Source organism: Olsenella sp. An290 (assembly GCF_002159535.1).
GTDB lineage: Bacteria > Actinomycetota > Coriobacteriia > Coriobacteriales > Atopobiaceae > Thermophilibacter.
In genome coordinates, this window is sequence record NZ_NFIU01000026.1 from 1 (window position 1) to 11,670 (window position 11,670).

Below are 11,670 nucleotides of genomic sequence, written 5' to 3' on the forward strand. Positions count from 1 at the left end.
TCCGCGTCGCGCGAGAGGCGCGCCGCAAGGAGCATCGCGGCGAGAACGACCGCGGCGCCGAGCGCGGCCTCGGCGAGCGCGCCCGCGAGCGCGCCGGACGCCACGCGCAGCCCCGCGCGGGCCGCGCCGGAGAGCGCCACCGCGACGACGCAGCCGTCGGGCACGACCCGGCTCCTCAGGTCGACCGCCGCCGCAACGGCAAGCGCCGCGGCCAGCACCGCCTCGCACGCGACCTCCGCCGCCCCCAGCCCGTCCATGCGCGCCTCCCGTCCCCGCTGCCGTGGCGCCATTCTAGGGACGGCCGGACGGCGCGCCGGGGGCGCCGGCGGGCGTCACAGGACCTCCCCCTCGCCAGCCTTCCCGCCCGCGCGCGGCGCACGCCCGGCAGGCCGCCGGCGCGCGGTCGGCCCGTCGTATACTGAAGGCTCACGGACCCGAGGCGCCCGCGCGACACCTGACGAAAGGACCTCATGAGCGAGAAGCCCACCCGCCCGCGCGACGCGCGCGTCGAGGCGCTGCGCCTCTTTGCCATTGCCGGCATCGCCGTCTTCCACACCTTCCAGCCGTGGTTCTCCGCGGCGACGGGCGGCACGTGGGCCGCGGGCGCCGGCACGCTCTGCGCGCTCGGCTGCGTGAACCTGCTCGGGGCCTTTGGCAACAACGTCTTCTTCCTCATCTCCGGCCTCTTCCTCGTGCCCACCGCGGCCCGTGCCTCATCACGCAAGGACTTCTGGCGCGACCAGGCGAGAAGAACCTTGAGGCGCGCCGCCGTCATCGGGGCGACGGTCGCCCTGTACGGGGCCTGCGCGCTCGCCGTGAGCGCATGGGCGCTCCCCCTCCCCGGCGTCTCCCTCCACGAGACCGGCTGGCTCCTCGGGGGCCTCGAGTTCATTTGGGTCTACCTCGTCGTCGTGGCGCTCTCGCCCGTCATCGGCTGGGTCTGGGCGCGCCTGCGCCACCCGCGGGCGGTCGTCTGGGCGCTCGTGGCGGCCACGTTTGCGGTGAACGCCTACATCGCGTTCTTCTCGCCCGGCGACGAGGTGCGCGGGCTTCTCGAGTGGCGCAAGCTCATGAGCGCGCTCACCTACCTCGTGGCGTTCCTCGCAGGCGGCGCGCTGGCCGACGCCCGCCCCGCGCACCCGGGACGGGCCCTTGCCGCAGTCGCCCTGGCCGGCGTGGCCCTTGAGGGCGGGGCGGCCCTGGCGGGAGACCTCCGGCTGCTCGAGGCGCTCTCCTTCAAGTCGACCTCGCTGCTCTCCTTTGCGCTCGCGGCGCTCTGCGTCCTTGTGGCGCGCGGGGGTGCGGGCGGCGGCGCGGCGGCAGGCGGCACCCATGCCGAGGGGCGCGCGGCGGGCCTCGTTCTGGCCCTCACGCCCTCGATCCTGGGCTTCTACGTGATGCAGTCCCTGTTCCACGGGGTCTGGCGCCCCATCGCCGACGCCGCCTGCAACGCCGGAGCCGCGCTGGGGGACGTGGGGCTCCTCCTGCTGGGCGGCGCGGTGAGCCTGGCCATCCTCGCCGTCGCGCTGCTTCTCGACTACCTCGTGCGGATTCCCCTCCTGAGGGCGCTTCACCTCGCCTGAGCGCGGGCGGAAGCGGGTATACTTCACCACGCCGTTTCACGTCGCGTGGGGAGGGACGCATGAGCGAGTGGCTGATGAGGATGTTCGTGCCCAACGCAGACGAGGTCTCCGACCCCGCCGTGCGCACGCGCGTGGGCCTTGTGGCAAGCATCACGTGCATCGTGTGCAACGTGGTGCTCTGTCTGGTAAAGGGCGCCGTCGGGCTTCTCGCCGGCTCGGTCTCCATCGTGGCCGACGCCGTGAACAACCTCTCCGACGCCTCGAGCAACATCGTGAGCCTTCTCGGCTTCAAGCTGGCGAGCCGCCCCGCGGACAGCGACCACCCCTACGGGCACGGGCGCTACGAGTACCTGGCCGGGCTCGTGGTGGCGGTGCTCGTGTGCTCGATCGGCCTCAACCTCGTGACGACCTCCGTGGGAAAGATCGCGCACCCCGAGCCCACGGAGTTCGGCCCTGCCGTCGTGGTGGTTCTTCTCGCCTCCATGGCGGTGAAGCTCTGGATGGCCGCCTTCAACCGAGCGCTCGGGCGCAAGATCTCCTCGGACACGCTCGAGGCCACGGCCGTGGACTCGCGCAACGACGTCATCGCCACCGCGGCGGTCCTCGCCTCGGCCGTCGTGTCCCGCCTCACGGGGTTTGACCTCGACGGATGGGCGGGCCTTGCGGTGGGCGGGTTCATCTGCTGGAGCGGCGTGGGGCTCGTGCGCGAGGCCGTGAGCCCGCTTCTGGGGCGCGTGCCCGACCAGGCCTACGTCGAGCACATCCGCAACAAGATCATGGGCTACCCCGGGGTCCTGGGCACGCACGACCTCATGGTCCACGACTACGGCCCCGGCCGGCAGTTTGCGAGCGCCCACGTGGAGATGGCCGCCGAGGGCGACCCGCTCGCGCAGCACGACCTGCTCGACAACATCGAGCAGGACTTCCTCACGGACGAGGGGCTCGTCATGACGCTGCACTACGACCCCATCGTCACCAACGATCCCGAGGTTCGCGACATGCGCCACTGGATCGACCTGGCCGTGAAGGGCATCGACCCGGGCCTTTCCATCCATGACCTGCGCTGCGTTCCCGGCCCCACGCACACCAACGTCATCTTTGACTGCGTGCGCCCCGCCGGCTGCTCGCTCCCCCGCGAGGAGCTGCGGCGGCGCATCTCAGAGCTCGTGCGCGGCCGCTACCCGCGCGCCATCTGCAAGATCACCATCGACGACTCGTACGTCTCCTCCCGGCAGTAGGTGAGACCGTGGGGGCGTGCAAGGGGGACAGGCACTTTCGCACGGCATATCCGTGCGAAAGTGCCTGTCCCCCTTGCACGCCCGCCCCATACAAGATTGGAGTCCCATGCCTTCCAGCAGCTACCTTGCCAAGCAGATGATCGTCATGCGCCGCGACCTCAAGATGCGCAAGGGAAAGATCGCCGCGCAGGCGGGCCACGCCTGCGTCGAGGCCACGCTCATGGCGCTTGCCCGCGAGGGTCGCGGCGCCGACGTGCGCGCAACGCAGGAGTGGGCCTGGCTCGAGCACGCCGCGTCCGACCGCACCCCGCTCACGGACTGGTTCGACGCCGGCGTTGCCAAGGTCTGCGTCTACGTGGACTCAGAGGAGGCGCTGCTCGACCTTGCTCGCCGCGGCCGCGAGCTCGGCTTTGCCGTCGCCCTTGTCCGCGACGCCGGCCACACGGAGTTCCACGGCGAGCCCACCTACACCTGCCTGGCCTTCGAGCCCCTTCCCGCCGAGAAGATCGACCCGCTGACGGGAGAGCTGCCCCTCTTCTAGCCCGACCCTCGCCGCGGCCCATTGTTTCCGCGCCGTAATTCCTACTTGCGCGCAGGTGTTATACGTGCCAACCTAGCCATGGCGAGCGCGCCCGCGGGCGCACCCTCGCACCCAGCACATCAGCAGAAGGAGGCACCATGCGTCACGCGCGCACCGTCGAGGCCCTCATCGGCTCCACCCCCCTGGTGGACCTCTCCGACCTCACCAGCAGCCCCGTCCGCATCCTCGCCAAGCGCGAGGCCGCCAACCCCGGCGGCTCGATCAAGGACCGCGTCGCCCGCGCGATGGTCGACGCGGCCGAGCGCGAGGGCCGGCTCGCCCCGGGGGGCACCATCATCGAGCCCACGAGCGGCAACACCGGCGTCGGGCTCGCCATGGTCGCCGCCGCCCGCGGCTACCACCTCATCCTCACCATGCCCGAGACCATGAGCGTCGAGCGCCGCCGCCTCGCGGCCGCCTACGGCGCCGAGGTCGTCCTCACCCCGGGCGCCGAGGGCATGGCGGGCGCCGTGGCCCGCGCCGAGGAGCTCGCCGCCGCCACCCCGGGCGCCATCATCGCGGGGCAGTTTGACAACCCCGCAAACCCGCAGGCCCACTACGAGACCACCGGACCCGAGATCTGGGCCGACACCGAGGGCACGGTCGGCGCCCTCGTGGCGGGCGTGGGCACGGGAGGCACCATCTCCGGCACCGCCCGCTACCTCAAGGAGAAGAACCCCGCGCTGCTCGCCTTTGCCGTGGAGCCCGCGGAGTCCCCGGTGCTTGCCGGCGGCACGGCCGGCCCCCACAAGATTCAGGGCATCGGCGCCAACTTCGTCCCGGGCAACTATGACGCCTCCGTCGTCGACGAGGTCGTGCCCGTGGCCTCCGACGACGCCATCGCCACCATGCGAGACCTCGCGGAACGAAAGGGCCTGCTCGTGGGCATCTCCTCCGGAGCGGCTGTTGCCGCGACGCTTGCCCTCGCCGGGCGCCCGGAGCTCGAAGGCACCACCATCGTGACGGTCCTGCCCGACACGGGCGAGCGCTACCTCTCGCTCGGGCTCTGATGGGCACCGCCTCCATGGGCGCCTCCATGGGCGCCGCCCCGGCCGCCGAGAAGGGCCCGCGCCCGAGCCTGCGTGCCCTCATCCGCGAGGACGAGGAGTCCGCGCTCGCGCGCGACCCCTCCGCCGAGTCGATCCGCGACATCCGGCGCTACTCCATCGGCGCGCGCATCGTGCGCGCCTACCGCATGCAGCACTGGCTCTACGAGCGCGGCCACCGCGGGCTCGCCCTCTGGCTCGCGCGGCGCTCGCGCGTTCGCTATGGTGCCGAGATTCACCCTGCCGCCACCATCGGCCGACGCTTCACCATCGACCACGGCATCGGCATCGTCATCGGCGGAACCGCCGTCATTGGCGACGACTGCCTCATGTACCAGGGCGTGACCCTTGGGATGACGGGCAAGCACGGGGGAAAGCGCCACCCCACCCTCGGAAACGGCGTGCTCGTGGGCGCGGGCGCCATCCTGCTCGGCGCCATCTCCGTGGGCGACGGGGCGCGCGTGGGCGCGGGCTCGGTTGTGGTCGACGACGTCCCCGCCAACACCACCGTGGTGGGAAACCCCGCGCGCGTGGTGCGCACGCGGGCCTGCCCGCTCGTGGGCAACGTCGTCTGCCTCACCGACGACTTTGGCAAGAGCTGGCTCGAGGAGCGCTAGTCGCCGGCCGGCCGGTTTGCCCGCCGGCCCTGCCAGGTCCTTCTCGCCCGTTCTCCGGTTACGTACACTCCCGACGGGTACGTACACTCCCGACGGGTACGTACACTTGCAACGGTTACGTACACATGCCATCAAGCCGTCTACCTGGGAAAACGTAAATCTCATGCCCTGGAAGGCCAAGTTTTCGTGTACGTAACCGGACAAAGTGTACGTAACCGGGCAGAGTGTGCGTAACCGACAGGAGCGTCCGTACCCAAAGCAGGGACGCGGGCCCCGAGGCGCGGGCGAGAAGGACCGCGGGTCTACGCCCGGCGAACGCCTACGCCCGGCGCTTGCCGGTGAGCGACTCCCCCTCGACGTCCACGCGCCACACGGCAACGCGCCGCACGGCCTCGTCGGAGAAGGTCACGGGCTGGTCGGGCGCCATGTGCGCCATGATGAGCGCAAGCCCGTGGCGCTTCTCGGCCTCGTCCGTGACCGGCGCCACCACGCCCGACGCCATCACGCTCTCGTACGCAAAGGAGTACGCGCACGCAAAGTCTCCCCTGATGACGCCCGACGGGACGTCAAGCTCAAGGGCCACGCGCGGGTCCGCGCGCCAGGCGTCGACCTTGCGCCCCTCCTGCGCCGAGTGGAGCCAGAAGGTCCAGGCGGGCCGCCCGTCCCGCTCGCCGCGCTCAAAGCCAAAGCTCATGGGAACGATGAAGGGGCCCTCGGCGTCGCAAGACCCCACCCGCACGACATCGCAGCGCCCGATGATCGCCGCGAGGTCCTCGCCCGACGTCACCGCGCGATGCGCCCTGCGCATGGGCCGCGGGGACCTCGCCGCGCTCACAGCCGTGCTCACAGGACCTGCTCCAGGTAGGTCTTCAGGGGCACGAGCCCCATCGCGTCGTAGAAGCGGCGCGCCGAGGGGTTGCACTCCCAGACGTTGAGCGTCACGTTGTGGCACCCGCGCGAGCGCGCGTACGAGACGACGTGCGCGTAGAGCGCGCTTCCCACGTGCTGGCCGCGGCACCGCTCGTCAACGCAGAGGTCGTCGAGGTAGAGCGTCAGGATGGGCTGGAGGCTGTTGCTCCCCGTTGCGTCCTGCAGGACGCAGAACGCGTACCCCAGGACCTCGCCGTCCTCAACGGCCACGAAGACCGGCCGCTCGTCGTCCGCAAAGATGCCGAGCAGCTCCTCGTCCGTGTACTTGCGGGTACCCGACCGGAAGAGGTCCGGTCGCCCCTGGGCATGCACCTCGAGAACCTGCGAGAGAAGCCGGTCGACCCCCTCGATGTCCGCCTCACCCGCTCGCCTGATCTCCATGCAGGCGCCTCCCCTCCTGAACGTACGCGACGAACTCGTCGGCCTCCTCGGAGGTCGAGAAGCGCGCCGTGTACTGATAGTCACCCATGTCATCGGAGAGCGCTCGGGGAACGCGGCCGCACGAGACCACCGCGTCGCCCCAGCGCGCGAGCACCTCCTCGTGCGCGTGCGCGTAGCGATGCGCGTCCCGGCGGGCCGCGTAGACGCAGGTGGCTGGCGTGCCCTCCGGCTGCGTGCGCAGCTCGTCGAAGCATAGCATGTCGGCCCAGGCCTGGAAGACGTCGAGCCCGTGCGCCCAGCACATCATCTCCGGCGTGGAGCCCCCGGGCGGCCGGGCGTTGACCTCGAGCCCCACGTAGTCGCCCGCAGACCCCAGGCCCAGAAGGTCGTGGGAGAGGCGGAAGAACTCGAGGTGGACAAAGCGGCTCCTCAGACCGAAGGCGCGAACCGTGGCACGCCCGAGCTCGGCCAGGCGCGGGTCGACGTCCGGGCACGAGCGGTAGCTGAGGTCGAGCTGCCGCTGCGCGACGTCGGCCATCGACGGCGGGAACTCCTCCTGGTTCTCAAAGAGCGGCCGGCCCTGGCTGTCCACGATTGCGTCATAGGAGCAGATGTCGCCCTCCACGCACTGCTCGATCACGTAGGGCACGTCCCCGTGCTCGGCGAGAAGAACGCGCAGGTCGTCATCACTCGTGAGCTGGCGGGCGCCGACCGACCCCACCCCCACCTCGGGCTTGGCGAAGACCGGGAAGTGGCCCATCTCGCCGATGAACCAGCGGGTCTCGTCGAAGGTGGTGAGCCGGGTCTGGTGCGCCGTCGGGACGCCCGCGGCTGCGTAGAGCGGCTTCTGGGCCGCCTTGCTCTGCCAGGTCGCCACCTCATGGGGGCGCGGCCCCGCAAGGACGTTGAAGTCCTCGCGAAGCCGCGCGTCCTGTGCGAGCCAGTGCTCGTTGTTCGACTCGATCCAGTCCACCTTCCCGTACTTGAACGAGAAGAACGCCACGGCCCGGAAGACCTGGTCGTAGTCGGAGAGGTCGGGGACCCAGTAGTACTCGTCGAGCGCGCCCTTGAGCTCGGGCAGCAGGTTGTCGTAGGGGGTGTCCCCTATGCCGAGGGCCCGCGCGCCGTTGCGGCGCAGGGCAGCGCAGAACCGCCAGTAGACCTCGGGGAACTGCGGCGAGACAAAGACGACGTTCATTTACTCGGCGCTCGCGCTCTCCTTCTTGGCGACGGTCTTGGTGGACTTGGCGGCGGAGGACTTCGTCGTGGCCTTGGCGGTCGTCTTGGTCGCGGTTGCCTTGGCCGTCTTGGCCGCGGTCGCCTTGGTCGCGGCCGTCTTCGCCTTGGTTGCGGTCGTCTTGGCGGTCTTTGCGGGCGCCGCGGGCTTCTCGGCCTTCACCGGCGTCGCAGGCTTCTCGGCCTTAGCCGGCACCGCAGGCTTCTCGGCCTTAGCCGGCACCGCAGGCTTCTCGGCCTTGGCGAGGGTCGCGTCCTCGGCCGCAGCGGGCACGGGCTCGGCGGCCTTGGCCGCGGCGGCCTTCCTGGTAGTCGCGGTCTTCTTGGCGGCGGGCTTCGCGGCAGCCTTGGCCGCGGCGGGCGCCTCCGCGTCGGGCGCGGGCTCGGCGGACTTCTTGGCGGTCGTGGCCTTCTTGGTCGTTGCCTTGGGGGCAGCCGCCTTCTTGGCGCCGGCCCTCACGGCGGGCTTGGCCTCCGCAGGCTTCTCGGACTCCGCGGGCTTCTCGGCCGCCTTCTTGGTCGCGGCCTTCTTGGTCGTCGCGCGCTTCTTGGCCGGGGCCTTGCGCTTTGCCGTAGCCTTCTCGGCGGCCGTGGTCTTCTCGATGTCCTCGAGGACGATCGGCATGAAGTAGCGAATCTGCTTCTTCCACCAGAACCAGCTGTGCGAGACGTCGCCGCCCCAGTAGTCGCACCAGGCCTCGACGCCCAAGCGCTGGAGCTGGGCGTCGATCTCGTGAGTGGTGCGCAGGCTCTCGGCCTCGCTCGGCTCCTGGCCGCAGCAGAAGAGCAGCTGACGCTGGTTGTAGAGGGCGATGTAGGGGTGGTCGACCGGCATGTTGGGCAGGAAGGCGCACGGCGTGTTGTCGTAGAGCGTCGCGTCCATCCAGTCACCGAAGTAGCGGCTCGCGTCATAGGTGCCCGAGAGGCAGACGCAGCCCTGGAAGAGGTCGGGGCGGCGCAGCGCGAAGATTGCGGCGTGCGTGGCGCCCATGTCAAAGCCCAGGGCGAGCGGGCGGGCGTCCGTTGCGCTCAGCTCGTGGACAAGCGGCACGATCTCGTCGCAGATGGCCTGGTAGTAGGCCTCCTGGCGAGCGGCGCGCTCGACGGCGTAGCCGTCCGAGGCCCAGGACTGCCCGTCGACGTTGCTCACGCAGAAGAGCTGGATCACACCGGCGTCGAGGTAGTCGGCAAGCTCGTCGACGAGCCCGGCCTCCTCGAGGTTCTCGGGCGCCTGGCCCAGCGGAGCAAAGGCCATGATGGGCTGCCCTGCGGTACCGAAGACGTTGACTGCCAGATCCTCGCCCAGGCTCTCGCTGTGACGAACGACCATCTTCTTGTCCATGGTGACTCCCCCGTGAGTGTGGACCTATCAAAAACACTGCTATTTTAGCCATTATGCGTCTCGAGCGTGTGCATTCCAGGTAAAGAGTGCATGAGTTGGTAACGAAGGGGCCGCGCGGCCGGCGACACGGCCCGCCCAACGGCCGGGGCCACCCCCTTTCGCGACAGAATACCTGTCACTTTTGTCACGACGCCGGCGAGGGGAGTTTTGGGGCGCTCGCGTGTTACTCTGTCTGGTTGGCCGACGAGACAGAGAGGGGATCTCCCATGCGCATCGGATTCGACAACGACAAGTACATCTCCCTGCAGGCGGAGAAGATCCGCAAGCGCATAGGCCAGTTCGGCGGCAAGCTCTACCTTGAGTTCGGCGGCAAGCTCTTTGACGACTATCACGCGAGCCGCGTCCTTCCCGGCTTTGCGCCCGACTCCAAGATCCGCATGCTCGAGAGCCTCAAGGACGACGTCGAGGCCATCATCGTCATCAACGCGGACAACATCGAGAACGCCAAGCGTCGCTCCGACATCGGCATCACCTACGAGGAGGACGCGCTGCGCCTCATGGACGCGTTCCGCGCGCGCGGCCTCATGGTGGGCGGCATCTGCATCACGCACTTCACCGGCCAGCCCCACGCCGAGGCCTTCCAGCGCCGCCTCGAGGCCATGGGCGTGCGCTCCTGGCGCCACTACCTCATCGACGGCTACCCCTCCGACGTGAACCACATCGTCTCCGACGAGGGCTTTGGCAAGAACGACTACATCGAGACCACGCGTCCGCTCGTCGTGGTGACGGCTCCGGGCCCGGGCTCGGGCAAGCTCGCCACCTGCCTCAGCCAGCTCTACCACGAGAACAAGCGCGGGGTCCTCGCCGGCTACGCGAAGTACGAGACCTTCCCGGTGTGGAACCTGCCGCTCAAGCACCCCGTGAACGTGGCCTACGAGGCCGCAACGGCCGACCTCGACGACCGCAACATCATCGACCCCTGGCACCTCGAGGCCTACGGCGAGGTCACCGTCAACTACAACCGTGACGTCGAGACCTTCCCCGTGCTCAAGGCCATGATGGAGCGCATCGCCGGCGAGAGCCCCTACCAGTCCCCCACCGACATGGGCGTCAACATGGTGGGGCTCTGCATCTCCGACGACGACGCGTGCCGCGAGGCCGCCAAGAACGAGATCGTGCGCCGCTGGTTCACGGCCGCCGAGGAGCTCCGCCGCACCGGTGACGGCAAGGAGGCGCTTGACAAGATCGAGCTCCTCATGAGCCAGGCCGAGGTCACCTGCGACTACTCTCCCGCCCACCAGGCCGCACTCGCAAAGGAGGAGGAGACGGGCGGCCCGGCCGCGGCCATGGTGCTGCCCGACGGCGCCCTCGTGACCGGCAAGACCTCCGACCTCATGGGCGCTGCGGCGTCGCTTCTGCTCAACGCCGCCAAGCACATGGCCGGCATCGAGAAGAAGACGTACGTGGTGAGCGCCGAGGCCCTCGCCCCCATCTGCCACCTCAAGACCGAGCACCTTCGCAGCCACAACCCGCGTCTGCACTCCGACGAGATGCTCATCGCCCTGTCCCTCTCCTCGGCCACCAACGACCAGGCGGGGGAGGCCGTGGACGCGCTTGACCAGCTCGCGGGCTGCGACGCATACTTCTCGGTCATCATCTCCGAGGCCGACAAGTCCACCTACCGCAACCTTGGCATCAACGTCTGCTGCGAGCCCAAGTACGAGCGCCACGGCTACTACCACCGGTAGCGGAGCGGGCCCGGGCCGCATACCCTGACACTTTTTGCAAATCCACGCAGGTATTGTCGGGTTATGCGGCCTGAGCCATGCTAGAGAAGCTCCTCGAGAAGCCGGTCTCGCTCCCCCGTCCCGGGATGAGGCCTCTTTACCCCAAGACCCCGGGCCACCTGATGCGCTAGCACCGTCAGGGCGTCGCCATCCAACTGGGCGCGCGTGGCAACCAGGACCTTCCAGCCCAAGCTTCTGAGCGAGTTGGCCTTCATGGCATCCCTGTCCAGGGCCTCCCTGGACAGATGGTCAGCATAGCTGTTGTACTCAAGCACGAGGCGCCGTCTCTTCCAGCAGGCGTCAACCTCGTACTGGGGGCGCTGGCTGAGGATAAACTCCTCGGGACGAGGCCTGATGGTCACGTTGAGCTCCGGCCGAGGAAGGCCGAAGCCGCCCTCCCTGGCGGGAAGCGTTAGGACGAGAACCATGCAGGTCTCCATGGGAGATCGCGAGCGCTCCAGCACGTAGGGCAGGTACCTGGTCGCATTACGAAATCCATAGCACCCCTTTGCCCCCTTGAGGTAGCCCGCGAGCTCAGACTTTGTCATCAGCTGGCCTCGGTCGCTGAAGCCACGGACGTCGCGTCGCCTTCCGTAGAGCCCCACGCACTCCATCCCGATCGAGATGGCCCTCGGCTTGCTCTGTGACCCCGACGCCATGAGGTAGCAGAAGCCCGGGGAGGCAATGAGCACTCCCGGGGCCAGGTGGTAGAGCGAGCCGGGAGGAATGGGTCCCGACCACACGTGGCTCACCACACGATCAGAGTGGACGCGATTGGCCGGCCCGTCCACGAGCAGGTGGATTGGGTGCCTCTCGTCAAACGTGTGTTTGATAGCCTCCGTATTGCGGGTTTGAGCGCGGTGGTTTTTCGGGAATGAGCGCGAAAAAGTTTCGGGTCTGAGCGCGGGCACGCCGACCATCCCGTTCGGC

The 11,670-nt window shown here is 69.3% G+C and carries 12 protein-coding genes; 6 read left to right on the forward strand and 6 right to left on the reverse strand.

Translation table 11 applies throughout. The annotated features are described in order from the left end of the window. The coding region (locus B5F84_RS09160) for a prepilin peptidase (protein WP_204205553.1) at window positions 1-257 on the reverse strand (257 nt) is incomplete at its 3' end. A gap of 213 nt (window positions 258-470) precedes the next feature. On the opposite strand from B5F84_RS09160, the gene B5F84_RS09165 reads away from it, so the two are divergent. The 5 genes from B5F84_RS09165 to epsC all read left to right on the forward strand — a co-directional run bounded on the left by B5F84_RS09165 (window position 471) and on the right by epsC (window position 5,064). Then, the gene (locus B5F84_RS09165) at window positions 471-1,583 is read left to right on the forward strand and encodes an acyltransferase family protein (protein ID WP_087323209.1); all 1,113 of its coding nucleotides are present in this window, start codon (window positions 471-473) and stop codon (window positions 1,581-1,583) included. 59 nt (window positions 1,584-1,642) lie between these two features. Then, complete coding sequence (locus tag B5F84_RS09170; protein ID WP_087323212.1) at window positions 1,643-2,821, forward strand: cation diffusion facilitator family transporter; 1,179 nt, start codon at window positions 1,643-1,645, stop codon at window positions 2,819-2,821. Window positions 2,822-2,927: 106 nt separating this feature from the next. After that, complete coding sequence (gene pth2 / locus B5F84_RS09175) at window positions 2,928-3,362, forward strand: aminoacyl-tRNA hydrolase (protein WP_087323215.1); 435 nt, start codon at window positions 2,928-2,930, stop codon at window positions 3,360-3,362. Window positions 3,363-3,499: 137 nt separating this feature from the next. Then, complete coding sequence (gene cysK, locus B5F84_RS09180; protein WP_087323218.1) at window positions 3,500-4,411, forward strand: cysteine synthase A; 912 nt, start codon at window positions 3,500-3,502, stop codon at window positions 4,409-4,411. After that, on the forward strand, window positions 4,411-5,064 hold the full coding sequence (gene epsC / locus B5F84_RS09185; protein WP_239378355.1) for a serine O-acetyltransferase EpsC: 654 nt from the start codon (window positions 4,411-4,413) through the stop codon (window positions 5,062-5,064). The genes cysK and epsC overlap by 1 nt, the downstream gene beginning before the upstream one ends. 319 nt (window positions 5,065-5,383) lie before the next feature. Here the strand turns inward: epsC and B5F84_RS09190 are convergent, their stop codons facing one another. The 4 genes from B5F84_RS09190 to B5F84_RS09205 are packed head-to-tail and all read right to left on the reverse strand — an operon-like array spanning window position 5,384 to window position 8,953. Continuing rightward, window positions 5,384-5,872 carry a pyridoxamine 5'-phosphate oxidase family protein gene (locus tag B5F84_RS09190; protein ID WP_087323221.1) on the reverse strand — a complete coding sequence of 163 codons (489 nt, stop codon included), beginning with the start codon at window positions 5,870-5,872 and terminating at the stop codon, window positions 5,384-5,386. A gap of 35 nt (window positions 5,873-5,907) precedes the next feature. Continuing rightward, window positions 5,908-6,375 carry a GNAT family N-acetyltransferase gene (locus B5F84_RS09195; RefSeq protein ID WP_087323223.1) on the reverse strand — a complete coding sequence of 156 codons (468 nt, stop codon included), beginning with the start codon at window positions 6,373-6,375 and terminating at the stop codon, window positions 5,908-5,910. After that, window positions 6,353-7,573 carry a hypothetical protein gene (locus tag B5F84_RS09200; protein ID WP_087323226.1) on the reverse strand — a complete coding sequence of 407 codons (1,221 nt, stop codon included), beginning with the start codon at window positions 7,571-7,573 and terminating at the stop codon, window positions 6,353-6,355. The genes B5F84_RS09195 and B5F84_RS09200 overlap by 23 nt, the downstream gene beginning before the upstream one ends. Continuing rightward, window positions 7,574-8,953, reverse strand: coding sequence for an alpha/beta hydrolase-fold protein (locus tag B5F84_RS09205; RefSeq protein ID WP_087323229.1), 1,380 nt, complete (start codon window positions 8,951-8,953; stop codon window positions 7,574-7,576). Between the two features lie 266 nt (window positions 8,954-9,219). Between B5F84_RS09205 and B5F84_RS09210 the strand changes: the two genes are divergently transcribed. Further along, window positions 9,220-10,701, forward strand: a complete 1,482-nt coding sequence (locus B5F84_RS09210) for a DUF1846 domain-containing protein (protein WP_087323234.1) — start codon at window positions 9,220-9,222, stop codon at window positions 10,699-10,701. An 80-nt stretch (window positions 10,702-10,781) separates the two neighbouring features. On the opposite strand, the gene B5F84_RS09215 is transcribed toward B5F84_RS09210, so the two are convergent. Beyond that, window positions 10,782-11,531, reverse strand: a complete 750-nt coding sequence (locus tag B5F84_RS09215) for a hypothetical protein (protein ID WP_158094526.1) — start codon at window positions 11,529-11,531, stop codon at window positions 10,782-10,784. Window positions 11,532-11,670 lie beyond the last annotated feature (139 nt).